34 protein-coding genes are annotated in these 22,266 nt (G+C 49.3%); 10 read left to right on the top strand and 24 right to left on the bottom strand.

What is annotated here, in order from left to right; genetic code table 11:
* Positions 1-130 precede the first annotated feature (130 nt).
* From SIB58_RS10180 to SIB58_RS10190, 3 genes are all read right to left on the bottom strand, one after another.
* Complete coding sequence (locus SIB58_RS10180) at positions 131-853, bottom strand: Coq4 family protein (protein WP_066911644.1); 723 nt, start codon at positions 851-853, stop codon at positions 131-133.
* Positions 854-1,047: 194 nt separating this feature from the next.
* Positions 1,048-1,260, bottom strand: a complete 213-nt coding sequence (locus SIB58_RS10185) for a hypothetical protein (RefSeq protein WP_066911647.1) — start codon at positions 1,258-1,260, stop codon at positions 1,048-1,050.
* Between the two features lie 758 nt (positions 1,261-2,018).
* Positions 2,019-2,600: a ferritin gene (locus SIB58_RS10190; RefSeq protein ID WP_066911650.1), complete on the bottom strand. Its 582-nt coding sequence runs from the start codon at positions 2,598-2,600 to the stop codon at positions 2,019-2,021.
* 265 nt (positions 2,601-2,865) lie between these two features.
* Here SIB58_RS10190 and SIB58_RS10195 point away from each other — a divergent pair, with 265 nt between their 5' ends.
* Both SIB58_RS10195 and SIB58_RS10200 read left to right on the top strand, forming a co-directional pair.
* Positions 2,866-3,069 carry a hypothetical protein gene (locus SIB58_RS10195; protein ID WP_074159389.1) on the top strand — a complete coding sequence of 68 codons (204 nt, stop codon included), beginning with the start codon at positions 2,866-2,868 and terminating at the stop codon, positions 3,067-3,069.
* A gap of 664 nt (positions 3,070-3,733) precedes the next feature.
* Positions 3,734-3,877 carry a hypothetical protein gene (locus tag SIB58_RS10200; protein ID WP_156486783.1) on the top strand — a complete coding sequence of 48 codons (144 nt, stop codon included), beginning with the start codon at positions 3,734-3,736 and terminating at the stop codon, positions 3,875-3,877.
* Positions 3,878-4,471: 594 nt separating this feature from the next.
* Here the strand turns inward: SIB58_RS10200 and SIB58_RS10205 are convergent.
* Together SIB58_RS10205 and SIB58_RS10210 are read right to left on the bottom strand one after the other, a co-directional pair.
* Positions 4,472-4,996: a hypothetical protein gene (locus tag SIB58_RS10205; RefSeq protein WP_066911659.1), complete on the bottom strand. Its 525-nt coding sequence runs from the start codon at positions 4,994-4,996 to the stop codon at positions 4,472-4,474.
* 181 nt (positions 4,997-5,177) lie between these two features.
* Entirely contained in the window at positions 5,178-5,435 is a 258-nt protein-coding gene (locus tag SIB58_RS10210) for a hypothetical protein (RefSeq protein WP_066911662.1), read from the bottom strand.
* 835 nt (positions 5,436-6,270) lie between these two features.
* Here SIB58_RS10210 and SIB58_RS10215 point away from each other — a divergent pair.
* Together SIB58_RS10215 and SIB58_RS10220 are read left to right on the top strand one after the other, a co-directional pair.
* The gene (locus SIB58_RS10215; protein WP_066911665.1) at positions 6,271-6,465 is read left to right on the top strand and encodes a hypothetical protein; all 195 of its coding nucleotides are present in this window, start codon (positions 6,271-6,273) and stop codon (positions 6,463-6,465) included.
* Positions 6,466-6,519: 54 nt separating this feature from the next.
* Positions 6,520-7,050 carry a WbuC family cupin fold metalloprotein gene (locus tag SIB58_RS10220; RefSeq protein ID WP_066911668.1) on the top strand — a complete coding sequence of 177 codons (531 nt, stop codon included), beginning with the start codon at positions 6,520-6,522 and terminating at the stop codon, positions 7,048-7,050.
* Positions 7,051-7,150: 100 nt separating this feature from the next.
* On the opposite strand, the gene SIB58_RS10225 is transcribed toward SIB58_RS10220, so the two are convergent.
* Positions 7,151-7,513: a hypothetical protein gene (locus tag SIB58_RS10225; protein WP_066911671.1), complete on the bottom strand. Its 363-nt coding sequence runs from the start codon at positions 7,511-7,513 to the stop codon at positions 7,151-7,153.
* Positions 7,514-7,963: 450 nt separating this feature from the next.
* On the bottom strand, positions 7,964-8,101 hold the full coding sequence (locus tag SIB58_RS10230; protein WP_156486784.1) for a hypothetical protein: 138 nt from the start codon (positions 8,099-8,101) through the stop codon (positions 7,964-7,966).
* Positions 8,102-8,395: 294 nt separating this feature from the next.
* Between SIB58_RS10230 and SIB58_RS10235 the strand changes: the two genes are divergently transcribed.
* The 4 genes from SIB58_RS10235 (at position 8,396) to SIB58_RS10250 (ending at position 11,525) form a co-directional block, all read left to right on the top strand.
* Entirely contained in the window at positions 8,396-8,956 is a 561-nt protein-coding gene (locus SIB58_RS10235; RefSeq protein WP_156486785.1) for a hypothetical protein, read from the top strand.
* Positions 8,956-10,290, top strand: coding sequence for a hypothetical protein (locus SIB58_RS10240; protein ID WP_067327388.1), 1,335 nt, complete (start codon positions 8,956-8,958; stop codon positions 10,288-10,290). Before SIB58_RS10235 ends, SIB58_RS10240 begins: the two co-directional genes overlap by 1 nt.
* A gap of 396 nt (positions 10,291-10,686) precedes the next feature.
* On the top strand, positions 10,687-10,914 hold the full coding sequence (locus SIB58_RS10245; protein WP_156486786.1) for a hypothetical protein: 228 nt from the start codon (positions 10,687-10,689) through the stop codon (positions 10,912-10,914).
* Positions 10,911-11,525 carry a hypothetical protein gene (locus SIB58_RS10250; RefSeq protein ID WP_156486787.1) on the top strand — a complete coding sequence of 205 codons (615 nt, stop codon included), beginning with the start codon at positions 10,911-10,913 and terminating at the stop codon, positions 11,523-11,525. Before SIB58_RS10245 ends, SIB58_RS10250 begins: the two co-directional genes overlap by 4 nt.
* A 517-nt stretch (positions 11,526-12,042) precedes the next feature.
* Here SIB58_RS10250 and SIB58_RS10255 read toward each other — a convergent pair.
* Positions 12,043-13,089, bottom strand: coding sequence for a carbamoyl-phosphate synthase (locus tag SIB58_RS10255; RefSeq protein ID WP_231857188.1), 1,047 nt, complete (start codon positions 13,087-13,089; stop codon positions 12,043-12,045).
* Positions 13,090-13,229: 140 nt separating this feature from the next.
* On the opposite strand from SIB58_RS10255, the gene SIB58_RS10260 reads away from it, so the two are divergent.
* Positions 13,230-13,553 (top strand): hypothetical protein, encoded by a 324-nt coding sequence (locus tag SIB58_RS10260; protein WP_156486788.1) that lies wholly within the window; start codon positions 13,230-13,232, stop codon positions 13,551-13,553.
* A gap of 2 nt (positions 13,554-13,555) precedes the next feature.
* Here the strand turns inward: SIB58_RS10260 and SIB58_RS10265 are convergent, their stop codons facing one another.
* The 15 genes from SIB58_RS10265 to SIB58_RS10335 form a co-directional block, all read right to left on the bottom strand.
* Positions 13,556-13,690: a hypothetical protein gene (locus tag SIB58_RS10265; protein WP_255355659.1), complete on the bottom strand. Its 135-nt coding sequence runs from the start codon at positions 13,688-13,690 to the stop codon at positions 13,556-13,558.
* Positions 13,691-13,934: 244 nt separating this feature from the next.
* On the bottom strand, positions 13,935-14,138 hold the full coding sequence (locus tag SIB58_RS10270; protein WP_066911695.1) for a Nif11-like leader peptide family natural product precursor: 204 nt from the start codon (positions 14,136-14,138) through the stop codon (positions 13,935-13,937).
* Between the two features lie 187 nt (positions 14,139-14,325).
* Positions 14,326-14,592, bottom strand: a complete 267-nt coding sequence (locus SIB58_RS10275; RefSeq protein ID WP_074159390.1) for a Nif11-like leader peptide family natural product precursor — start codon at positions 14,590-14,592, stop codon at positions 14,326-14,328.
* 191 nt (positions 14,593-14,783) lie between these two features.
* On the bottom strand, positions 14,784-15,056 hold the full coding sequence (locus tag SIB58_RS10280) for a Nif11-like leader peptide family natural product precursor (protein WP_066911698.1): 273 nt from the start codon (positions 15,054-15,056) through the stop codon (positions 14,784-14,786).
* Positions 15,057-15,264: 208 nt separating this feature from the next.
* A complete protein-coding gene (locus SIB58_RS10285) occupies positions 15,265-15,489 on the bottom strand; it encodes a Nif11-like leader peptide family natural product precursor (protein ID WP_066911701.1) in 225 nt (74 codons plus the stop codon).
* Positions 15,490-15,663: 174 nt separating this feature from the next.
* Complete coding sequence (locus SIB58_RS10290) at positions 15,664-15,957, bottom strand: Nif11-like leader peptide family natural product precursor (protein ID WP_067327389.1); 294 nt, start codon at positions 15,955-15,957, stop codon at positions 15,664-15,666.
* Positions 15,958-16,122: 165 nt separating this feature from the next.
* Positions 16,123-16,383 (bottom strand): Nif11-like leader peptide family natural product precursor, encoded by a 261-nt coding sequence (locus SIB58_RS10295; RefSeq protein ID WP_067327392.1) that lies wholly within the window; start codon positions 16,381-16,383, stop codon positions 16,123-16,125.
* Positions 16,384-16,590: 207 nt separating this feature from the next.
* The gene (locus SIB58_RS10300) at positions 16,591-16,857 is read right to left on the bottom strand and encodes a Nif11-like leader peptide family natural product precursor (RefSeq protein ID WP_066911710.1); all 267 of its coding nucleotides are present in this window, start codon (positions 16,855-16,857) and stop codon (positions 16,591-16,593) included.
* 180 nt (positions 16,858-17,037) lie between these two features.
* Positions 17,038-17,322, bottom strand: a complete 285-nt coding sequence (locus SIB58_RS10305; RefSeq protein ID WP_066911713.1) for a Nif11-like leader peptide family natural product precursor — start codon at positions 17,320-17,322, stop codon at positions 17,038-17,040.
* 36 nt (positions 17,323-17,358) lie between these two features.
* Positions 17,359-17,595, bottom strand: coding sequence for a Nif11-like leader peptide family natural product precursor (locus tag SIB58_RS10310; protein WP_066911716.1), 237 nt, complete (start codon positions 17,593-17,595; stop codon positions 17,359-17,361).
* Positions 17,596-17,817: 222 nt separating this feature from the next.
* On the bottom strand, positions 17,818-18,102 hold the full coding sequence (locus tag SIB58_RS10315; protein WP_082823446.1) for a Nif11-like leader peptide family natural product precursor: 285 nt from the start codon (positions 18,100-18,102) through the stop codon (positions 17,818-17,820).
* Between the two features lie 195 nt (positions 18,103-18,297).
* Positions 18,298-18,549 carry a Nif11-like leader peptide family natural product precursor gene (locus SIB58_RS10320; RefSeq protein WP_066911719.1) on the bottom strand — a complete coding sequence of 84 codons (252 nt, stop codon included), beginning with the start codon at positions 18,547-18,549 and terminating at the stop codon, positions 18,298-18,300.
* A 169-nt stretch (positions 18,550-18,718) separates the two neighbouring features.
* Positions 18,719-18,985, bottom strand: coding sequence for a Nif11-like leader peptide family natural product precursor (locus SIB58_RS10325; protein ID WP_082823447.1), 267 nt, complete (start codon positions 18,983-18,985; stop codon positions 18,719-18,721).
* A gap of 176 nt (positions 18,986-19,161) precedes the next feature.
* Entirely contained in the window at positions 19,162-19,479 is a 318-nt protein-coding gene (locus SIB58_RS10330; RefSeq protein WP_082823448.1) for a Nif11-like leader peptide family natural product precursor, read from the bottom strand.
* A gap of 110 nt (positions 19,480-19,589) precedes the next feature.
* Positions 19,590-21,149, bottom strand: a complete 1,560-nt coding sequence (locus SIB58_RS10335) for a hypothetical protein (RefSeq protein WP_414494651.1) — start codon at positions 21,147-21,149, stop codon at positions 19,590-19,592.
* Between the two features lie 64 nt (positions 21,150-21,213).
* Between SIB58_RS10335 and SIB58_RS10340 the strand changes: the two genes are divergently transcribed.
* Entirely contained in the window at positions 21,214-21,435 is a 222-nt protein-coding gene (locus SIB58_RS10340) for a hypothetical protein (protein WP_066907134.1), read from the top strand.
* 138 nt (positions 21,436-21,573) lie between these two features.
* Here the strand turns inward: SIB58_RS10340 and SIB58_RS10345 are convergent, their stop codons facing one another.
* Entirely contained in the window at positions 21,574-21,978 is a 405-nt protein-coding gene (locus tag SIB58_RS10345; RefSeq protein WP_066907131.1) for a hypothetical protein, read from the bottom strand.
* Positions 21,979-22,266 lie beyond the last annotated feature (288 nt).

Raw genomic sequence — 22,266 nt, forward strand, 5'->3', positions numbered from 1 at the left:
CATTCTGATCAAAACTGTCAGAGAAAACACCGTTCTAGTGGCAGTCATAAGCAGAGAGCTTGGCTACTACATGGGGTCCTTATCTGCATGAAGCATAGGGTTTGATTGCCTAATCATTAGTGGTGACTCTTTAAGTAGAAGGAGTTTCCCAGCGATGTATTTCATCCTGAAAAGGAGAGTTCTCCAGCAAGGGAGTAAGTCCAAGTTCAGATCGCCATTCAGCTAAAGGTCGCTCCCATCCCTCTTCCCAACGACACCCTTCCAGGAAGACTCCAGCGAGACCGACTTGAGCGCCAAAGCTAATAGCCTCCCAGATCATGCGATGTTCATCGGGGTATAAGAAACTATGTGTCATTGAAGCGGAAAGAATCGCAATTACTGCCGGTAGCTGTTGTGAAACAGCAACATAGGTTTGTACAGCCGCTTCCCCAGCCACTGAAGTATCAACGCCAAGAACTAAATGGAAAATGTCATGAAATTTTCTAAGCCTGCGGGATAGATAATCTTCCTTTTCATTGGTCTCGACAACCTTTCTAAGATTTTTATTTACCGGTGCTAATGGCTCAATTTCAAGTTTGCTAAACATTTGCTGAGCGCAGAATCCAAGGCTTCCCACTGGCATCGCACGCATCGCATCAAATGATGGCCATGGAATGTCAAACTGCTCATCGATCAGAGGCTGAAGCTTGGGATGAGTTACAAACCTGTTGAGACATTCTTTTTGCAGATCCCATTTAAAAATTGAGGAGAAGTGCCTGCTGTGCTTGAATCCATGTTCAGGATCCCTGGCTAACTGAAGAACTCCTAAGGCTAAATCAAGAGAGTCCTCTTTTAATTCAGAACGAGAAACCATGCCGTGAATTCCCTGGGCTTTTTTGTTTTAGACCTACCGAGTATTCCAGTCATTACTCAAAACCGAACAAGGAAGATCGGTTTACCAGGCAAAGCATCAAATGTGAAATGCATTTTCATAAAGCAGATCTGAGCGACTCCCCCGATGGTTCGACACCGTTGATCAGCGACAAGGAGAGAGGGTCTGCAGCTAAGTCAGCCCGAGAAAAGCGCTTCCGGATAGCCCTCCTCCGGCTCAGTAAACGAAGCAATCCAGCACAAGGATTCCGCGCCGCTATTTCGGAGCACCTCGCAGGCCGCGACTAGTCGGATCTCATTGCCCTCTGCTGCAGCACTTGCGGCCAGCTCGTTGATGCTGAGGAGCAGTCCCTGGATGTTCTCACTCATGAGCAGATTGAAGGGGTGCATCTAACAATCAGCTAGCTCGCCACCGGCTGACCGGGTGTTCCGTGCAATACCTCCTCAGGGGCGTCTTACTGGCTGGCTGTTGTGATGCCCTGTCACCCCCTGTCACCGCTGCATTTGAAAGCATCGAAGCTAGGGGGAACGCAGAAAGGAGCTGGAGCTGAATCTCATGGCACAAAAAAAGCCACCGGATTGGCAGTGGCTCAATTCTTGACTCGGATAATCCCCATCACCCGACCCTGACAGGGCAAGAGTAGGGATCAAATTCTTGAAATAGGTATTCGGGAACACCCTGTCATCAATTTCAGATGAGGTGCACCATATGTAGCGTTGACGAGACGTATTGGTGATACCAAGATGTGTCTCCCCATCACCCTGGCCCGGCTGCACTAGCAGTGGGGTCTTTTTTATTATTGGGTACACTGCAGTTCCAACATCTGAGTCCAGACGTCAAGACCAGTCGCGAAGGTCGCCACAGACCTCGTTGGTTCTTCGTCGTACGACTCCTGAATCCAATCCAGTGCCGACAATCCCAGAGACAACGACAGTTCGAATTGCTCTGCTGAGACCGTCTGCATCAGGCTGCGTGTGATTCAACTCTCAGAGTCTGATCCCGGTCATCTGAAAAGTGAATCACCGTTCCGGTCGGTAACTGCAGCAGCTGACCATGGTCCGACTCAGCAATCAAAAGCCCCGCACTGGGCGGGGCTGCAGGGATGGTGCACTGGATTGGCAGGTTGGGCTTTGAGCTAAGCGATTGATCAGCCTTCGAGTTTGGCGGGCTCGGCCTCGCCTTCTCTCAGTTCAGCGTCGATGATCATCACGGCAGCAGGGTTTTCTGCGGCGAACTTGACGCGACCCAGCAGGTAAGCGGCCTCGTGCTCAGAGAGACGTTGGGCGTCAACGATGGCATCGAGGAACACCGTGGTGCGGCGGTCAATGTCCTTTTCTGCAGTGTTGTAAAGCTGCAGCACCGAGGCGGTCACATCAGCTTCCATGCGGAAGACGTTGGCGATCACCTGCTCCACGCCAGTCCACTGCTGACGAGGTGGCTCGATGGTATCGAGCACAGGGCGCTGACCTCTGGAGATCAGATAGTCAGCGAACTTGGCAGCGTGCTGCTCTTCTTGCTTGGCTTCATCACGCAGATGCTCGGCAAAGCCGGTCAGTTCACGTTCAGCAAACCAGACAGCAGCAGCGAAGTAATCAGCAGCTGACTGACGCTCAAGGTTGAGATGCGCTTCCATCAGATCGAGCATTTCAGCCGACATGGGCTCGGCCATGGCCCGGCCTGCAGGACCGGTGGGGACATTGATGGGGGCTTGGATTTGTGAAGCTGTCATTTGTCTTCCTCTGGGAGGGATGCATCAGTTCTACATCACAAAACAGCGAAAGATATGCGTAAAAACCGAACATTAGTGGGTCAAAATATGCTTTTGAGAATCACATTCAAGAACCCCAAATATGCTTTTGAGAATCACATTCAAGAGCGCGGGCCTGCTGCTGAGAATCATTTTTGATAGATCGATATTGAGTGTTCGGTTAGCCGCCAAAGAAATGACGTTCTGAATGCAATAGACCAGATGAGTTGTTACCGAGAGTTGTGTGATGACTGCAGTTTTACTTTTATGCGACTGCTCACTTTGCAAGCGCAGCGTTGAGGAATCGCGATCAATCAGGGTTGGCGGGCAGCATTTCTGCTCTAAGTCCTGTGCCAAGGGGCATCCCAACATGGAGCCATGTGATGGCGAGCGGAACGGCTGTAACTGCGGAATTGGAGAGTTGGAGCTACTTTTTGCGGCTACCGATTAGTTCAGAACCAGCTTTGGGTCGTTCCGAGGCAACAAAACTCACCAAGAATTCACCAAACCTTTGCTGGAAACTAATAACAATGCTAAGATCTAGAGGCCAATAATTAAACAGAGACTTAAAAATATTTCTATGGTTTCTATTGCAATTCTCATATCAATCCCATTTGTTGTGGGGTTTATATTCGACTTCATCGTCGAAGCCTTAGAGACCACGAAGAGTCAGCCCACAAGTGAAACCTCCATGGAAGAAGACAGCAGGGCCAGGTTGGTACCGATGGATCAGAGACGACCTGGCTCGAACCGGTTTGCTGTCAAAGCTCATCTCCATGACGACTTGAATCCTTGTTCTGATAAGCCGCCAGCGCGAGTGAACTGATGACTGTCAACAGTTCAATGACATGAGCCCAATCGCTGTCCCACCACATAGCTCTGCCTCAGAGTTGTTCAGTATTCATCAGAAGTCGGTGGAGAAGTAGTCACCAGAGGGGAGAACCGAATGATTCAGTGGGGCTTACGCGCCATCAGCCAGGATTGGCAGGTGACCTTCAAAGAGCCGCTAGACATGAAGGTAGGACTTGAGATGTCTGCTGATGCTCAGTGGGATCGGCTGGTGCCCGTCGATCCCAGATGAACCAGATGGACTTCAGATTATTAAGGCTCGACTGATGAAATTTCTGAAAACCATGGGGCAAATCCTGCTCATCACCGGTGTGTGGTGCGGCAGCGTCTTGGCTGCCTTGTACCTAATCGAACGCGATCGCATGCGGGAGACAGGCTTGCTGGGAAGCCCTGACCAACCATCACAATAGAGTTTTTTCGCCATGAGCTCACAAAGCATCTCAATAAAAAACATCTCGCTAGGCAGCGAGTGATTAATGTGAGTTTTTTGCTGGGAGATCGATAGCGACTACTCAACGCCCCCTGCTTTTCGCTTCAAAGGTTTTGCATTGCTTTCAGCCACATCGCAATGGCTTCAGGCTTTCCAACGAAGAAGCTAATAAACAACTACTAACGATTGCTTCCCGAGAAGCCAGTCCATGAAATACGCGAGCGCGTTGAAGACAATGCCAGCAATTTTCTAAACGGAAGAGTCAATAATTTTCAACCCTTCTTCGATCCAATCCACCACGACATTTAAAACTGACCAAATCTTAGACAAGACCATAGACACGAAACTTAAAGCCTTAGCACTAAAATCAAATACTTTGGATAAAATAGTATTTTTATTTGGGTCGACGTAATTTACGACCGAAGAAAGAAGTTCTACTCCTAATCGGGCTAATCCCTCCATGGCCCCGGTAACGATTAAATATTTAAATACTGGCAGCGCCGCACAAATGAAAGCTATCAAAAACGCTAATGATGCACCCCTGATCCCTTGCCAATTAGCCTCTTTGAGTGTGTTAAGTAAAAGCTCTTCTAAATTCCCTTAACTTGACCAACTGAATTTGATGTTTAAAGATATTTCTGCCTACTCGAAAAGCAAAAGCTACTGCATAGCCAGCAACCCCAGCCATACCAATCCCTGTGAATGCTTGCTCCAATGATCCGCTCCATGGAGCTTCAGCAGCAATCGCTGATTCGTCAAAAGAGACATCTTTTGAATACATATTATCAATTTGCTGAGACTTCAGCTCATTCTGTCTAAGTATCTCTTGTAGCTCTTCAAGAGTCATGTTTTTGTCGCCTCTAACTTGATTCGGGAATCCTTTATTCGTATCACATACAGCATATGTACCACCATCAGATTTTGGCGTGACATGTGACCATTGATGAGAATCCAACCACTCCTGAATTTCATTGGGATTATCTCTCAATCTTGAAGGGATGGTCTCATACATATGCTTGGCTGAGGTGCCTGCATGAGTAGCAGCTCTTGAGGTCAGTCGGTGCTTGATGCTTTGCGGCAGATCATTAAAATCAATCATTTCACTTCACCTCTAGTTTATTGGCCAGCTCTTCAATCTGATCCTAGAGAAGTGAATCCATCTTCAATAATTTTTGCAAACGCTATAGGCTTTAGCTCTCTCGACTTGATTTGAATTCACCTGCGCGCATAAACCGTCAATTAATTTTCTGGTCTTTTGCTTCATCTCAATGTCTATCATTTCAACACGCTGTTTTTTCTTTGGCTGATCTCCAGCCCATTACTCCCCCTTTAGCCGCAGCTCTTGCTGCAGCAGCACCCCCTACAACCGCTGGAGCTGCTGCACCGAATGACAAAAGAATTGCAGATATACCCACGCCTACTCCCAAGCCAATTCCAGCCCATTTCAGTGTGTCATTGGCGACACCGTCCATTAATTTTTCTTTCTCAAGGCTGATGTCTTCGATCTCTTTTATGCGTTTTTCGAGAATAACATTCACTGCTATTTGATTTAGGTAGTTGAGTTCATCACCCCGACGTATTCACCATCGCTGAACTAAACAGAATCCACATCACCCGTTCCGGTAGTCTTCCAGCAGCCTGACTTCCCCGTTTGGGGTCAAACCCTCAGCACAACTTCAATAGCTGCTGTTTTGCTACTTACAGCAACCCTCGGCTACAACTTCAGCAGGTCAGAGGCTTGGTGGAAAATAGAGGGCGGCAGATTCACTCCTCGCAGGGATGTGGATCCGCTGTGTCTAATCAACAAGGCAGCAATTGGGACAAACCTAAGGCTGGACGTCCAACCCTCAATCACCACTAAAACCACAATCGGGTTTTGCCAGAGAACTCACCGATGGAACGTTGCCCGCCTAAGTGGTGAGAGTTATTAGTTGGCGTATCGCCCCACAAACTCGCCTCCACTGAGATTTACATCGATACTTCTGTCCGATTTCACCGTAATCCCATCCTTCACTGCTGAATACATCCCTCTCTTGATTCCTTCTATCCGCCCTACAACGAGCCCCCCACGCTACAACTATGCAGACACCTAGGAATGCAATTGCGAGAGGAGTTCCTGCCGCAGCGAAGAATTTTTGTAGTTCTCTTTCTATTCCTCCCAAGAAATTGCTTCACAATTGCTCATGGTCGTCAGGGGCAGGTAGAACTTCCTGTTTCGCACCGACGGCAGGTGGTGTGCAACCCCCGAATGGGGGACACCCGATCAGCAGGGCATCACAGCAGCCAGCCAGCAAAGGGCCAAGTTCTGTAACTGACCACTAGGACCGATCCCCTGTTATGTGGGCTCATGGCGCGTGCCAACGACTTTCAGGCATGAACCATCGTCGCGAATGTGAACGCATTGACCGTGTCATGACACTCAACACCGCATCGCAACACCTGGGCATCAAGCAATATCAGCTAGCCCCTGACCGAATCAACCTTGCGTCTTTTATTACTTTGAACTCCTTTAGGATTTTGCTGAAAAACCTTGCCGTTGCTACCAAAATGGGGCAACTGTTAAATTAGCCCTTTAAAAGGTTTAAGATACGTCGAAAATGGTTAGCCAATACCTTGATCGTCATGGCCAATGAGGCTTTAATTCCAATCTCTGAGAGTCTCTTTGCGCAAGTCGCGCAACAAGCCGCGATCAGCCCAAGACTGCGCAAAAACCACAACCTGCACCAGGAAAGCGACTTGGTGCAGCGCTTTCTTAATGTGCTACAGCCGGGAACCTACGTGCGTCCACATCGGCACCTGCGTGAGCAAGCGGGGGCAGGTTTCGAATGTTTCGTGGTGCTAAAAGGCAGCATCGGTTTGCTTGTCCTGAACAAAGCTGGTGAGGTGCTGCAGCGCGAACGACTTGAAGCCAACGGAGAGGTCCGGGGGGTGCAATTGGCAGAAGGAGAATTTCACACCTTGGTAGCCCTAGAAACTGATTCAGTGATGTTTGAGATCAAGCAGGGGCCCTACCAACCTCTGGTAGACAAAGATTTTTTGACAATCTTCCCCCGGGAGGGGACACCTGAAGCTCAGCAGCAGGAGTGGCTATGGCGCTGTTACTTCGATAAAACACCCAAAGATCAAAGCGACAAAACACCAGCGCCAACCTGACTCCAGATCGCCGCAAACGATCCAAATGGGCTCACCAGCAACTTCGGCATTCCCAAATTGGTTTCCAGATCACTGATGTAATGACCGCAATACTCGATCCTCATAACTCAGCCCAAAATGGTGATTCCCGGGGTTGACTCACATCTTTCCCAGCACGCTTACGCAATATCTTTCGCACCAAAGACTGCGCCCATACATTGATGCCTTCATAAGGCTCTAAATCACTTTCATTCACCCACGTAATCGTCCCCAACATCGGTCCACCACGACTGCCGATTCCTTTATTCCCCACATGCAGCAGCACACACACTCGTGCATGTGTTCCACTGATCGCTTCAATTAATCCATCCAACTGCACTGTCTGACCCAGTTCATCCCTGAAATCAGCAATATTCCGCCTCACTTCACGGCTCAACAACACACCGTTCCGCACTCCATAACGCTGCAGTTCACCAGGAGTCATGAGAACCTCGGGCCACGGCCGACTCGGTATGGCTTGTGAACAGAGTTCGCCGCATATCGCCAAGTGTCAATGCAGTGCGTGATTGCAGTGGGATCCAGCAATTCACGCTTCTTCTGATCCCTTGCCAGTAATGGGGTCAACTCCCAGAACGCACGGCATCTCCTGCTCGCCTTCAGCCATAGATGACGCTCATCCCTATCGGTCGCCCACATCATTGATCGCAGTCGGGCAAGTCCTGCTTCCTCGGTCATTGCTGCCTTCCCTGCTCGGATAAACGGCACCCCGCCCTTCCGGAACTCATCGCCGATTGTCATTGCATGACCAGTCCGATTCCAACACGCGTCATCTGCAATCCACTTGATGTTGTGCAGCGCAATCGGCCAACGATCAATCCACTCACGCAGGATCTCTGCCTGCTGCAGGTTGCTCGCTCCTAACCCTGCATTCCAATCAGGCTCTCCTGCCCTCGTCACCCAGCCAGTCGCGCAGTGGCCCGGCGTAGGCCTCATCACGCACCAGTGATTGGCTCAGGATGAAGCGGGTGTGGGTCGCCCAGGGGTTGATGCCCCAGCCGCGCTGTTGGCGCATTCGCGCCAGCTACTTGCGATCCATATGCGTAATGCACAGGTAAGAACTGCTCAGATGAAAGCTCAAGAGGTCAGAGAAGTTGACGCCAGGGAGAGAAGTCAGCGCCAGGTATTGAAAGAGCTTGGCAATGTGGCTGAAGACCCATGGCGTAATTGATAGACGCAACGAAATACCAAACCATCCCTACGCTTGGTAGTCCGTCTGCAGCGGGTTGTAACCTTTTGCTGCCTGCTCAGTGTAAGTAAAAAAGGGTAATTTAAGTAGCCTTAGCAGGAGCTAATAGCCCTATTAAACATGAATCCAGAGCAGGTTGAACTGCTATTTCAGGCGAACCAATCACCTGAATTAAGTGGCGAGCAGCGTAACAGGCTGACGTTGTCTAATCCATGGACACAGAAGGGTTCAATTGCGCAGTTTATGCAGCGTAGGGTTGCGCAGCTGAATCCAATTCAGGCCAAGGCATGGATTGCAGAAGCAGGTGCATCAATGTCACTGCAAGCTGCAGCAGCTCAACAAGGTTTGGCACCAATAACGCCTGCAATTCAGGCTGAATTGGAACGGATGAATCTTCTTACTGAAAAGGATATCAGACAAGCCAAGGTGGCTGAAATCCTCAGCCAAGGTAATCCGTATGGGAGCGCCGCACATTATGTGGACGGTCCTAATGGTGAGCCAGTTCTGATGCCAGAAACCAAGGGTAATTTCACTAACGCATCAATGCTTGAGCAGCTCTGTCCCAAGACAGCGGCCGAGCAAAAAGCTGCATCGCAACCTGCAGCACCTGCCCATTCATTCACAGACCGTGAAGTTGCAATTCTGCGTGCTCACGGTTACGCAATACCAGGGGAAGCCTGATGCTTGTCGGATACGAAGGCAACGATGTAGCGGTCAGGGAATACCTGGCACGCAACGGCAACAAGGTCGAAGTACCTGATGATGTTGTCAAGCAACAGCGTGGCGGTGCCTTTATTGAAAAGAAGGTGCGCTCACAAATTGCCAAGGAACAGGCTGATGCAGAACGTGAGGCTGCAGACCAGGAAGTTCTGAGCGCCAGGATTGCGACGGTTGAAGCTGCAGAAGCACCTGAGCCTGTTGAAGAGCAAACGGCGCTGGTGACACCTGACCAGGCCGCGATGTTGGCCAATGCTGCATTACATGATGCTGGAGCTATTGCCAGTCACTCCGTACGGTCGGAGGAGGCACAGCTGCAGCTTGAGCAGGCCACTGCACGACTCAAGCAAGAGTCAGAAGCAACGTTAACGTCATTGCAAAAACACAAGGCCGTTCTGCTTGAAGAGGTGAAGGCAGCTACTGAGCGAGCCAATCAAGCAACAGCAGAACTCGAGGCATACAAAGAGTCAACTCGTGATGAGTTGTGGTCTGAGATTGCCAAGGATGAATACAAAGGCGCCAAAGGTGACAAGGGTGACCAAGGACTGAGAGGTAGTGGCTTTGCATATTGCGATTCAGACCCGACACGGACTGACCCCAAATCAGGCGCTCGCAAGTGGTTTGGCTTTGATGAATACGCTCCTGGCGACAACCTCGTAAGAGGAGTTGAGGGTGGCCTTGAGTTCTGGCTTACGCCTGATGCCCAATCATTCCAAAGGGTCGACTTCAGGACCAACAAGCAGGATTTGGTAAGTAAGCACCTGAACATTCAGGACGCATCAACCAAGGTGAATGCACCTGTCACCAACACCACAATCAAAAGTGGTGGAGGTGGTTCAACTCCATTGGCAAACCAGCTGGTCAGCGGTGTCGCTGGTGGTGCAGCACAGCGGATTGGTGATGGTGCTGCCTATGGCGCAGAACTTGAACGCACTGGTCAATATGCCCGTGCCTGTGAAGTGATTCTCAGAGTGTCGGCACTGGATGGTCCTCAGGCTGGGCGCTCTGATTACGTCCGATATGACCTGCTGGTTGAGAACAACACGGCTGCGTCTGAGACAGTTTCAGCAATGTTGGGAAGATTGAATCTGGGCATCAGCCTCAGGTTGCCCCCTGCAGGGTCTGGCACTGTTCCTGCTTGGGCTCCTAATGGTGCAGCGACCTCAGCAACGCATACGCCCGTCATTGAGATGCAAGTCGACTCCAACGCTTCTGGAGTAACACAGCTCGCTGTTGAAGGTTCCATCAATTGGGTGCTGCCAACTGACGGCGGTAAACCCCTGAAGGCTACGTGGTGACGACATGCGTGTAAATCACGGAGGCAGGCTCACTACCACCAGCAAGCGCGACCGTCATGACCCCAACAATAAGCGCAATTCAGCTCAGGCTAAACGTCATCTCGATGTTGTGTTTGAGCAGTTCAAGAAGAAGATGCAGGAGCGTTGCAATGGCTAAGCAAAATCCATGCACGGCTGGGCAACACCAGCCAAAGCAAAGGCAGTCAGTGGACCTCAAATTCGCAGGATTGAGTCTGAAAAGCAATCAGCACGAAAGCAGTCCGATCAGGCAGAGCTGAACAGGTGGATTGACCACGCCAAACAGCAACGTGCTGCCAATGAACGGCGAGCTGAGCGTGTGGAAGAGTTGCAGAAAAACCGTCAAGCCAAACGTCAAATCCTTCGGAGATACAGCTAATGGCACGTCGTAAAGCAATGCGCCGCGACGTTTCACCTGGCGTCACTTTGGGCCGTGACCTTACGAGGCCAGAACTCAGCGCCACCACCTTCCAAAACGACCATTCCGATATGCCTTACGGCAGTTACTTGGATGGCAATTCTGCGCTTGGTGTGGTCCCACATCCCAGCGATGCCTACACCAACCAGGAGTTGACCCCTGTACGTCCTAGGGAGCAGTTCGATTGACAGCAACCGTTGATTCATTACTGCTGCGCATGCAGCTAATGCCTGAAGACCAGCGTCTGCAGCTGGTATCTCAAAACCTGGATGCGTTTACGGAATTTGACCCAATCATCGGCGAACAGCTGAAGGAGCAGATTGCAGAACGACGAGCACTAGAAGAAGCAAAGAGAAAGCTGCTCAAGAGTCGCCGTAGGGCATTTGTAGCGCTGCGAGTTGTTGAGAAAGCAGCCAAGAAGCAAGCACGAATTGCATTACGTCAACGTCAGGCCGATATCACCAGAGCTGCCACTGAGGCGCGAAAAGCTAAGGCACAACGCAAGCGCAACTTCATCACAGCCCGCAAGGGATTAAGAGCTGAACTCAGCTCTCAGCGCAAATCTATGCGGGCGTTGGGTGCCAAGCAGAGGCGTATCTACAGGCAATTGGGGTATGCAAAACTACGCCATCAACAACCAAAACCGAAGTCCTACAGACGCAGCAGTGCCATTGCTGAAGCCCGTAGAGAACTCAGGGCTGAACTCAAGCCACTCAAGGCTGCAATGAGGCGTCTGCGCATCAAGCAGCAGCAGGGCCAAGGCTGTTCTGGGAGGAGGCAGCCCCTGGGCATCGCCTGATGAGCAGGTGACGGTGGCAGTCGGTGATCTGTTGCTGCTTCTTCGATCAGTGCTGAGAAGCGTTCGCTGATGCCCAAGCGGAAGCCACGGCAAACCAAAGCACGGGCTGAAACAGAAAACGAGATCTTGGACAAGGGCCGTTGGAGTCAACTCCTACACAACCAGTCCCTCCACACGCCTGCGGAAAACAAGGCGGCACAGCAACGATGCAGGCAACTGCTTGATGGCGGCGCTGATACTGTCGATTGGTTAGAGCTTTATGGGCAGAAGTGACTTTGGTCCTCTTGGGCGATGCGCATTCACCACCCTTTCAGCAACATTAGTTTGTCTTTAACTAATAATTAATGCGCTCAATCGTTCAAGGTGTTGGATGGCATTTAGGCGTGATTAGGCAGTGATTAAAGAAACAAAAAACCTCTGCTGTGACAATAGATTGGGCGCTTAGTTTCCTTCTAAGGTATTCGCAAGGCCTAAATATAGCATCTCGAGGTTCATATTTAAACTTTGGTATTTTCGGTTATTTCGACTTCATATAAAGCGAAGCGTCCCCTTTACCCACCTCCACTTCCGCTTGGCTTTTTGGTATTTTTAATTTTGGCACTTTCACATAAACCGCATCGTCCGCTTTGCCTACGTCCACTTCCGCTCCCGAGTTGAATTCAAATATTGTATTTGCCTCGTCGTGCACTCTCACATCCCTATGGCTTGGTGTTGATGTTAAGGCATTTATTACAGGTAACTGTTGAACTTCTTTGCGTTGCGCTGTTGCACTAGGACCACCAAAGCGAACTTTAATATCCGCTGAAACTCTTGTATCAAAAGCCTCGTCGTAGGAGATATTGACGCCTGCTATGACTCCATTAATCATTTCATAAGCCAAGCGTCCACGCACACCAGAACCATCAACATTTTCTTGATTACGATGTTGGTAGTAATAACCAGCTGATGCTTTCAAGACTGGAGTGATGAAATAACCAATATCAAGCCCGTAGGTATCAAGCGCGCCGCCTTGGTAGTACCAGTTAAGGTTCTGCTCGATATCTCCAACAGGAATCAAGGCATAGGCATTGAAGTTCCAGTCATTAGAAACAGCTTCTGCATTGACTGCGACCTGCTGGAAGAAAGCACTCTTCTCTGTGCCACTGACACTGATGCCTGTATCGGTTCCGCCTGTATTCATCGGGCGGCTGTCACAACCAGCGTTAAGCCCATACATCCAGCTGCGGTCACCATTCAGCCAACGATAACCAAGTCGGGTAGACGTGCTGACGGTGGTACCTGCCACATCGGTGTTGATGATGCTGCTCTCACCCTCACGGTCAGCGAAGTTGGCGTTGATCAGGGCATCAACGAACCACACGCTGTTATCGCCAATAGAGAGGGGCAAGAATCCGCCGATGCCTCCTTGATTCGGTGTTCCAGCACCTTGCAATGCACCCTGGAAGCCAAAGGTGGGCTTGACCACATCCTTGAGGCTGATGCTCATCACATCACCCAGATCTTCAGCACTGCCGTCCTGTGCCTTCAAAGGAAGCAGGGCGACAGCAACAGCAGAAGCCAGCAATCACCAGATGCAGTAACCAAAGGCGGAGCATGAAATAAAACTCACAGAAATTCTCACGTTTGAAGCTTCCAACATGTGGGATGAATTCCACACATTGCCTGATGAGGATCGCTAAGAAGCATCAGCGACTGGAGTGAACCATGACTGAACCCACGAATGATGAGTTCGTCTACACGATTCACAGCACGGTCGGAGCTTCTCAGCGCGAGGACATTCAGATTATTCTCGATCGCCTGAATCGTGCCGCTCAGGGTCATAGCGGTTTCCTCGGGCAAGACGTTGTTTTTGATGATTCCGTTGGTGGCGAAACGCTCAAGGTGACCACCCATGTTCGCTTTAAGGAACTAGAGCAGTGTCTTCGCTGGATTGATAGCCCAGAGAGGAGAGAATTAATCACAGAGGCAGAAAAATTGGTCGGCTATCGCTTTCGCTTCCATCTGGATGCAAGCTTTTTCGATCAGTAGATTCAGACCAGGGGAACATCGCGAACTCCTATCTGGAAGGTCAACCTGCTGGTCTGGCTGGCTTTGTATCCGTCGGTGATGCTGCTGATGTGGCTCGGAGGGTCAACGCTGAGCCAGTTGTCATTGCCCCTCAACATGCTGATCAGCAACTTGATCACCGTTTTACTCACCGGCTACTTACTAGTGCCTTGGCTCAGTCGCCTTTACTCCAAATGGTTGGCTACAACATCCAGGCGTTGGACTCTGGCCGGGTGCAGCACCATTTTTGTAGCGCAGGGACTTCTACTGATTCTGTTCTCAATCGTGCCAGGTATTGAAGGCTGATTTGTGGGATTAGTCAGGACAGCAGCTTAAATCCCATATATCACATCCAGTCTCCCATTAACCCCCAGCTGTGCCTTCCAGCTCCACGTCTGACACTTCTACCGATTGCATTGATTGAATATCTTCTGCGGTAATTGCAAACCCAGCTTCTTTGGCAATGTCTATAGCAGCTTCAGGTGAGGCTGCTGCTTTTAGCTTCTCCTGAAGGCTGGTGTCGCTTTTGACCTTCTCTAAGAAGGCTTTGAGTTGTTCTGCTGACATGTCAATCAGGAGTCTTTAATGGTTATAGCAATGATATCATCTAGTGTCTTCAGACAACAATTAATGCGCTCAATCGCGCCAGGTATTGAAGGCTAATTTGTGGGATTAGTCAGGCTATTGAAGAAATAAAAAACACCCGTCACTGCAGTGGCTTACAGTGTATAAAGTTACTCTTAAGTCTCACCACTTATAAATCTTTAGGATTGCAGCCAGTAGCAGCACAGGCGTCGATCGTAAAAGTGCTAGGACAAGCCCCACCCCCAGCAACTCCTTCTAGCTCTTGATTTGAAAGCTTTGATTGAGCGTTCTCTAATTCGTCAGCAGAAATGCTAAATCCTGCTTCTTTTGCAATTGAAAGAACTGCATCTGCATCAGCAGCTGCTTTGAGCTTCTCCTGAAGAATGGTGTCAGCTTTGACTTTTTCAAGGAAGGCTTGGAGTTGTTCTTCTGACATAGCTTGCATCAAGTCTGTTGAGTAGTTGTAACAATGGTCTGCTGCAGTGTCTTTGACTAATAATTACTGTGCTCAATCGTGCCAGGTATTGAAGGTGTATTTATGGGTTTAGTTGAGCTAATGAAGCAAGATCTCTGTGATAAAAGAGACTTCAGGTTTGATATAACTAGTAATTCAACTAGACCAGCAGGCTACCTTTTACCACACACAACCTCGCCCTCACTGAAACATACATGCCCTTCCTGAGACTGACAATCCCCCACAATCGCACTCGCCGCGCCACCCGAAACACCTTCTAGCTCACTTTCACTGAGCTGACTGATTTTATCAGCAGTGAATTCATGACCGTGTTCTTTAGCGATAGACACGACTTCATCAGGTGTCTTTGCTGCTTTTAGTTTTTCCTGAAGTGTGGTGTCTGCTTTGGCCTTTTCGAGGAAGGCTTGGAGTTGTTCTTCTGACATGGGTATGAGGTCAGTTCAACATTTATAGCAACATTCTGCTGCAGTGTCTTTGGCTAACAATTACTGCAGTCAATCGTGCCAGGCATTGGGGGCTGATTTATGAGATTATTGGAATAAATGAGGTAATAAAAAGCCCCCTAATGCTCTTGAATTTGTATGCTTTGCTGGGTAAAGGCTCAGTCTGTCGTCAGCATTGTCTAGACAATTTTCAGTAACAACTATTGCTCCAGGCTGTGCCCCCAGTCACGTTTTCCAGCTCTTCAACCGTTAACTCCGCGTTAGTTGTCTTCAAATCTTCAGCAGAAACACTAAACCCTGCTTCTTTTGCAATTGCTACCACTGCATCAGAGTTCGCTGCAGCTTTGAGCTTCTCCTGAAGGCTAGTGTCAGCTTTGACTTTTTCGAGGAATCCTTTGAGTTGTGCTTCTGGCATGGGTGGTAGGTCTTTTCAGCAGTCATAGCAGCGGTCGGCTGCAGCGTCTTTGGTTAATACTTACTGCAGTCAATCGTGCCAGGTATTGAAGGCTGATTTATGGGATTAGTCAGACTATTGAAGCAATAAAAACCCCTGCGGCGGCAGGGGCTTTTGCCCCTGTAGCCGGGATAGTTATGCAATACAGCTAAAGGTTTGCCCGCACCGCACCGGACAACACAAGGTGTCGGCCCCACCAGCCGCGCCTTCCAGCTCCCCGTCAGAAATCTCTGATTGCTTAAACCCAGCCTCTTTCAAGTCGTCAACAGAAACACTAAACCCAGCCTCTTTCGCAATCGCAAGAACTGCATCAGCATCAGCAGCTGCTTTGAGCTTCTCCTGCAGGCTGGTGTCGCTTTTGACTTTTTCAAGGAACGCTTTGAGTTGCTCTTCTGACTGGCTATCGGGAGTTTTTAACGGTTGTAGCAATAATGTCTTGAAGTGTCTTTGGCTAATACTTATAGCGCTCAATCATGCCAGTTATTGGAGGCTGGTTGCTGATCTTTTTGGGGTGATTGAAGAAATAAAAAGCCCCTGCTAATGCAAGGGCTTTGAGTGTGTAAATACAGCCTTTCCAGAAACAGTTTAAATCTTTCAGCATTTCGGTCCGTAGCTAGGCTCTACCCAGTCAGTCCCAGTCCAGCAGGTAACATAACAACCCCCAGCCACTCTCTCCAGCTCTTCTTCAGAAAGCTTTGATCGAACTTCCTTTAAGTCGTCAGCAGAGATGCTAAAGCCAGCATCTTTCGCAATCGCCACAACACCATCAGCATCGGAAGCTGCTTTCAGATTCTCCTGAAGCGTGGTGTCGCCTTTGACCTTTTCGAGGAAGGCTTTGAGTTGCTCTTCTGACATGAGTAGCAGGTCTTTTCAGCAGTCATAGCCACGATGCTTTGAAGTGTCTTTGATTAATACTTACTGCGCTCAATCGTGACGAGTTTTAATATATATATGATAATTATAAGAGTATTTTCCTTGACAAGGTGTCTGGAGAACACAAATTCAGGCCGTGCATTCATTTCCAATGTTTTGCAGCACTAAATTGTGTACTTGAGATGTTAATTAAAATAGATTTGACAAATCGCATCTCTTGCAGTGAAAAGTTCCATCTACGCATTCTGTGCATCCCCATATGCTAAGCCCTCCGCCTGCCAGACCTTCTAGCTCATCTTCCCTGAGTCGACTGATCTTGTCACAAGTGAATTCATGACCGTGTTCTTTAGCGATGCCCACAACATCTTCAGGTGACTTAGCTGCTTTTAGTTTCTCCTGAAGATTGGAATCAGCTTTGACCTTTTCGAGGAAGGACTTGAGTTGCTCTTCTGACATGGTGCTCCTGCTAATAGAGCTGTTGTAGCACTGGTTCAATCGTTAAGCCGCTGGTGGCTCGACTAAGTATTAATTAGTGTCAGGTATTGAAGGCTGATTGATGGTATTTTTGGGGTGATTGAAGAAATAAAAACCCCTGCGGCGTCAGGGGCTTTGGAATGAGTAGGCTTTTAGGCTTTTTCAGCGGGTCTGTCGACCGTGGCAGAACCGATTGCACCAGGCAGAACAGCCCTCCAGCCCCGTAAACCCGCGGCACCAGCCCCAGGAATTCCCTCCAGCCGCGCCTTCTAACTCCTCCTCAGAAATCTCAGATTGAGTTCTTAAGTCGTCAGCAGAAATAGTAAACCCTACGTCCTTGGCTATTGCAACTACTGCATCAGAATCAGCAGCTGCTTTAAGTTTCTCTTGCAAACTGTCGTCTCCCTGGACTTTCTCAATAAATGCTTTGAGCTGTTCTTCTGACATGGGAATTTGATGATTAAGACTAAACAATATGTTCAGCTACGGACTAAGCAGTGAATTCTTATCATAGGGGGGAAAAGGGATACAGCCACCACCAGCCACGCCTTCCAGCTCCTCTTCACTGAGCTGACTCAGCTTATCAGTAGTGAATTCATGACCATGTTCTTCGGCGATAGACACGACTTCATCAGGTGACTTTGCTGCTTTTAGTTTCTCCTGAAGATTGGAATCACCTTTGACTTTGGCGAGGAATGCCTTGAGTTGTTCTAGGGACATGGGTATCGAGAGTCTTTAATGGTTATAGCAACACCCTGCTGCAATATTTTTGGCTAATAATTACTGTGCTCAATCGTGCCAGGTATTGGGAACTATTTAATGGGATTAGTCAGGCTATTGAAGAAGTCAAAGCCATTGCGGCAGGGGCTTTGATAAGTAGATGGGTCAGGATATTTACAGTTTAGTATTCGATGATTAGGCTGGGATGTTTAGGCGAGGTATTCAGCCTTTAGAGGCAGCCCATTCTGGACATTTAGGAATATGACATACTCCATACATGTTCGTGGGACCCGTGTCATTTCCTGTGTATTCACCCCCAGAAATAGCTTCCAATTCCTCTTCAGCGAGCTCTATCTTTTCAATTAAGTCATCAGCATAAATACTAAACCCAGCCTCCTTGGCAATCATAAGAACTGCATCAGAATCAGCTGCAGCTTTGAGTTTCTCCTGAAGGCTGGTGTCGCCTTTGACCTTCTCTAGAAAGGCTTTGAGCTGCTCTTCTGACATGGGTATGAGATCAGTTCAACATTTATAGCAACATTCTGCTGCAGTGTCTTTGGCTAACAATTACTGCAGTCAATCGTGCCAAGGATTGAAGGCTAATATGTGGAGTTATTGGCGTGAATGAATAAATAAAAAATCCTTGGCAATCTTATCAGTAAACTTATTCTGCCTAGCCAAACTTTTCGTAGAGTAAACTTATCAACAAAGTACATTGTGAGTTTTGCTGCACAAACTTACCAACTCAATATCACATCCACCAGCCACTGCTTCCAGTTCTTCTTCTGATGTCTCGGATTGATTCTGGTTTAGGTCGTCAACAGAAAGACTAAATCCCGCCTTTTTTGCAATCGCAAGAAAAGTATCGGAATCACCGGCTGCTTTGAGCTTCTCCTGAAGATTGGTGTCTTCTTTGAGCTTGTCCAGGAAAGCTTTGAGTTGTTCTTCTGACATGGGTATCTGAAGTCTTTAACGGTTATAGCAACGGTCTGTTGCAGTGTCTTTGGCTAATACTTACTGCGCTCAATCGTGCCAGGTATTGAAGGCTGATTTGTGGGATTAGTCAGGCTACTGAAGCAATAAGAAACCCCTGTTTTGGCAGAGGTTTTGATGATGGGTTAGTTCAAAATTCTCCTGGAGAAGGTGGTGCCATAGTGTCTACTCCCAGGCAAGCCTGTCCAGGCTTATAACCGGCCCACCCAGAGCCACCAGCCACGCCTTCCAGCTCATCTTCACTGAGTTGAGTAATCTTATCAGCAGTGAATTCGTGACCGCATTCTTTAGCGATTCCCACAACTTCCTCAGGAATCTTCGCTGACTTTAGTTTCGCCTGAATGGACTGGTCATCCTTGGCTTTGGCAACGAAGGCTTTGAGCTGTTCTTCTGACATGAGTATCAAGTCCGTTGAATAGTTATAGCAATGGTCTGCTGCGGTGTCTTTGACTAACAATTAAAGTGCTCTATCACGCCAGGTATTAAAGGCTGATTTATGGGGTCAGTCAGACCATTGAAGCAATAAAAAACCCCTGTCAATGCAGGGGCTTTCGCGGGTGTGTAGGCTTTAATTTATCTAAGCTTATTGTCCCGACATTCACCCCCACCTATTTTCGTCGGCGGCTCCACCCAACCACACCCTTTACCCCCACAACCAAAAGTACGTCCGCTCCCATCGTAAGACAGGTACCCTCCAGCTGCGCCCTCCAATTCCTCATCTGAAAGCTCTGTGACTTGAGCGGTCTTCAAGTCTTCAGCAGAAATCTTAAACCCAGCCTCTTTTGCAATCGCAAGAACTGCGTTTGAATCAGCAGCTGCTTTGAGCTTCTCCTGAAGGCTGGTGTCGCCTTTCACTTTTTCCAGGAACGCTTTAAGTTGCTCTTCTGACATGGGTATCAGGTCTGTTCAGCAGTCATAGCAACGGTCTAAATCACCATCTAGGCGGGCACCGCTTCCACCCGCCTACCTCCTCCGTATGGGTAGCCCTCTGTTTTATCCCCTCAGCGAATCAACATTGGCTTATACGTCCGCATACCTCCTACATATCGTCTCCGCTTCTCTTCAGCGCCCCACATCAGTGGATGCGCCCCACTTCGCTGTGATTGCCGATAGCTGTGCTGAGCTTGATTTGCGGCAGTCAATACATATCTCACAGCATCAGCAGAATGATCCGGTGCTGTTTTCTCCATATCCTCTGGATTGCGATCATCACTGATGCAATAAGGCAACGTCGCCCACAAGCTTTCGCACCGCTCTGAGATGTACAACCCAGGCTCATCACTGCCTGCCTGATACAGCAACGATTTCATCAGTTGCCAACCCACTGCACGGCTTGATTTAGGTGAACCAGTAACCTCCCAGCCGTATTTCTTGAATTCAGTGCTCAATGTCACTGGATCACTTGCACCGCCAAAACCAAGCTGAGCGGTAACTGCAGAATCCATAATTACCCTGCGATGAGGAATCACCCAATTCGTGAATCCATTGCGCATGTAGAGGTTTTTCACACGCTCCACAAACTGCGGTGCAGTCAATGAACGATCGCCGCGGTTCCATTCCTTTGATCCGTCTGGCTGAATCGAACAGACGTATTCCTCATCGACACACACCCAACTGCCCCTGGCGATATGGCGATCACCGTCCATCATTGGCTCTTGGATCTGACACATCAACACGACGCATGCAGGGCTTGCCGTGCCCCAGTCGCCACCGATCCAGCACCAATGTGCCTTGGTCTTTTCAGTAAACGATCCGCTCTTGTCGGGATACCAAGGGATCTGAAAATCACCCGGCAGCATTGACCGCTCAATGCTCAGGCACGATCCAAAGAATCCAGCAGTAACTTGCCCCCATTCGCCAAGCACTTCAGCGGCAATCTTTGATTCATCGCCAAAGCAACTGGCCCGCAGCTCCTTTTCATACTGATCCGGGTTGCTCAGATACGGGTTATCTCTGAGCGTGGACTTGATCCAAACCGCAGGCTGAGCACCAAAGACCTCACAAGTGAAGATGCGGTTCGGCATCGACTTGGTGACCAGATAATCCCTGATCCACCAGCTGCCAGGGCCAAGCGGGTTGGCCGTTGCGATGAACTTCGGCGGACACGTTGGATCTGTACTCCGCATGCTTGATCTCACCCTCAACACCATCTGCGGATCAGCTTCCTGCCCGAGCTCATCCCATCCGCAGAAATTCAAGTCCTCACCCTGGATCTTGTTAAACCCGTCGTTGCCATCCATGTGGATCAGCTGCAACGTCGCTCCATTGCTCGCTGTCCAACGCCTCTTGGCCTTCAGATACCTGCTGCCAGGCATCATCCGCATGATCTGCTCTATCAGCAGTGTCTCCAGCTTCTGTAAGCCAGCAAGGTCAGCCCTGATCAAGACACCGTTGAACTTCTCCCCATACAGCAACATGTAATAAACAATGATCCACACAAGCAGGATCGACTTGCCACCACCTCGACCGCCTGCCAATACGAGCGTGTTGAGCTCATCAACGCTCTGCAGTAATCCAGCAACTTTTCTCTGCCATGGGCTTAGCTGTATCCCGTTATCCACCTTGAGCTCTCTCTTTGTTTAATGTTAATTGGGCGCTACTGTTCAACGTACACACGCTGATCGCATGAGTCGTGATCCTGAACGCCAGCCAGAACAATTACGTGAATTCAACTTCACCGTAAAGGGAGATGAGCCCTTATCAAGTAAACCTGCTTCCGTACGGCTATATCAGAGTGATGATGATGAGCTCCGCCCGTTAGGCAAACAAATGGCTGAATTCATCCGTGATGCTGTCAGAGAAAAGCTAGATCGACAGCGTGAAGGGCATGCCGCTCGTAAGAGGTAGGCAACACTGAGGCTTCCAAAATGGCAGCGGTGAGCTCAGGCGAAATCGGAGCTTTGCTCTAGGTCTTGCTCTATTTAGCTGCCCTATATCCGTACGACTACAAGCTGGGACAGCTATATGACGCGACTGACCCCCTGCTTAACCAGCAGGAGTGACGTCGACGGTCTCGTTCCACTGCTGAGCAGAGAGCTTGCCTTGTGCATCGCCCTGGCCCAGAAAATCCTTGATCAGGTTGACGTTGACCGCCTGAACGCTCGTATCGGGTGCCAACTGGTTCTGGAGTTGTCGAGCTCTTCGATCGGTGTGTGTGCTCCAGGCGCGCAGCAGGGCTGGATCAACACGGTGCTCCACCGTCTCTTCAATCTGGACACGGCCAACAGGATCAATGATCTGTCTGGTGGTCTTAAAGCCCTCGCCCGTCTGTTTCAGGATCTCCGCTCTGATTGCATCTTCAGCCAACTGCCAACGGCCCTCGCTGACCGCCATCCGCTCTTCGATGCTCAGCTTGTTGACGGGATGAGCCTTGGCTGCCTGCTGGATCATCTGCGTCACCCTCGCTGATGTAACTCCGAGCTCGGCGGCGATTACGTAATGCGGGCGCCCGTTTATATGCATCTCCCAGGCTCTATTCCTCTTGGCTTCAGTCTCTTTTTGTATTGCTCTTGATGCTGGCATTATTAATAAGAACTGGTGTGCTACACACAAATTTAAGACGTTGTAAACCGTTGCGTGAATTCTATCCGCCTCAGTAGGGGGGAGGGGTATACCTATGTATATGCGGGAATGCGGGAAAAAACGGCTGAGAACCATTGGCAGCGCTTAATGGTGACC

The sequence above is a fragment of the Synechococcus sp. MIT S9504 genome (genome assembly GCF_047497135.1).
In the GTDB taxonomy this organism is placed as follows: domain Bacteria; phylum Cyanobacteriota; class Cyanobacteriia; order PCC-6307; family Cyanobiaceae; genus Synechococcus_C.

Coding starts and splice junctions, on each gene's coding strand:
- SIB58_RS10225 (WP_066911671.1), bottom strand. CDS start 7,513: ATGACTCCTGGTGAACTGCAGCGTTATGGAGTGCGGAACGGTGTGTTG.
- SIB58_RS10205 (WP_066911659.1), bottom strand. CDS start 4,996: ATGATTGATTTTAATGATCTGCCGCAAAGCATCAAGCACCGACTGACC.
- SIB58_RS10345 (WP_066907131.1), bottom strand. CDS start 21,978: ATGATCCAGCAGGCAGCCAAGGCTCATCCCGTCAACAAGCTGAGCATC.
- SIB58_RS10215 (WP_066911665.1), top strand. CDS start 6,271: ATGAACCATCGTCGCGAATGTGAACGCATTGACCGTGTCATGACACTC.
- SIB58_RS10295 (WP_067327392.1), bottom strand. CDS start 16,383: ATGTCAGAAGAGCAACTCAAAGCCTTCCTCGAAAAGGTCAAAGGCGAC.
- SIB58_RS10245 (WP_156486786.1), top strand. CDS start 10,687: ATGGCACGTCGTAAAGCAATGCGCCGCGACGTTTCACCTGGCGTCACT.
- SIB58_RS10285 (WP_066911701.1), bottom strand. CDS start 15,489: ATGCCAGAAGCACAACTCAAAGGATTCCTCGAAAAAGTCAAAGCTGAC.
- SIB58_RS10315 (WP_082823446.1), bottom strand. CDS start 18,102: ATGTCAGAAGAGCAGCTCAAAGCCTTTCTAGAGAAGGTCAAAGGCGAC.
- SIB58_RS10265 (WP_255355659.1), bottom strand. CDS start 13,690: ATGTTGAGGGGCAATGACAACTGGCTCAGCGTTGACCCTCCGAGCCAC.
- SIB58_RS10305 (WP_066911713.1), bottom strand. CDS start 17,322: ATGTCAGAAGAACAGCTCAAAGCATTTATTGAGAAAGTCCAGGGAGAC.
- SIB58_RS10325 (WP_082823447.1), bottom strand. CDS start 18,985: ATGTCAGAAGAACAGCTCAAAGCCTTCGTTGCCAAAGCCAAGGATGAC.
- SIB58_RS10340 (WP_066907134.1), top strand. CDS start 21,214: ATGAGTCGTGATCCTGAACGCCAGCCAGAACAATTACGTGAATTCAAC.
- SIB58_RS10260 (WP_156486788.1), top strand. CDS start 13,230: ATGACTGAACCCACGAATGATGAGTTCGTCTACACGATTCACAGCACG.
- SIB58_RS10235 (WP_156486785.1), top strand. CDS start 8,396: ATGAATCCAGAGCAGGTTGAACTGCTATTTCAGGCGAACCAATCACCT.
- SIB58_RS10230 (WP_156486784.1), bottom strand. CDS start 8,101: ATGCGCCAACAGCGCGGCTGGGGCATCAACCCCTGGGCGACCCACACC.
- SIB58_RS10240 (WP_067327388.1), top strand. CDS start 8,956: ATGCTTGTCGGATACGAAGGCAACGATGTAGCGGTCAGGGAATACCTG.
- SIB58_RS10185 (WP_066911647.1), bottom strand. CDS start 1,260: ATGCACCCCTTCAATCTGCTCATGAGTGAGAACATCCAGGGACTGCTC.
- SIB58_RS10330 (WP_082823448.1), bottom strand. CDS start 19,479: ATGTCAGAAGAGCAACTTAAAGCGTTCCTGGAAAAAGTGAAAGGCGAC.
- SIB58_RS10280 (WP_066911698.1), bottom strand. CDS start 15,056: ATGTCAGAAGAACAACTCCAAGCCTTCCTCGAAAAGGCCAAAGCAGAC.
- SIB58_RS10200 (WP_156486783.1), top strand. CDS start 3,734: ATGAAATTTCTGAAAACCATGGGGCAAATCCTGCTCATCACCGGTGTG.
- SIB58_RS10190 (WP_066911650.1), bottom strand. CDS start 2,600: ATGACAGCTTCACAAATCCAAGCCCCCATCAATGTCCCCACCGGTCCT.
- SIB58_RS10275 (WP_074159390.1), bottom strand. CDS start 14,592: ATGTCAGAAGAACAACTCCAAGCCTTCCTTGAAAAAGTCAAAGCTGAC.
- SIB58_RS10300 (WP_066911710.1), bottom strand. CDS start 16,857: ATGTCAGAAGAGCAACTCAAGTCCTTCCTCGAAAAGGTCAAAGCTGAT.
- SIB58_RS10180 (WP_066911644.1), bottom strand. CDS start 853: ATGGTTTCTCGTTCTGAATTAAAAGAGGACTCTCTTGATTTAGCCTTA.
- SIB58_RS10310 (WP_066911716.1), bottom strand. CDS start 17,595: ATGTCCCTAGAACAACTCAAGGCATTCCTCGCCAAAGTCAAAGGTGAT.
- SIB58_RS10195 (WP_074159389.1), top strand. CDS start 2,866: ATGACTGCAGTTTTACTTTTATGCGACTGCTCACTTTGCAAGCGCAGC.
- SIB58_RS10270 (WP_066911695.1), bottom strand. CDS start 14,138: ATGTCAGCAGAACAACTCAAAGCCTTCTTAGAGAAGGTCAAAAGCGAC.
- SIB58_RS10320 (WP_066911719.1), bottom strand. CDS start 18,549: ATGTCAGAAGAACAACTCAAAGCTTTCCTGGACAAGCTCAAAGAAGAC.
- SIB58_RS10220 (WP_066911668.1), top strand. CDS start 6,520: ATGGCCAATGAGGCTTTAATTCCAATCTCTGAGAGTCTCTTTGCGCAA.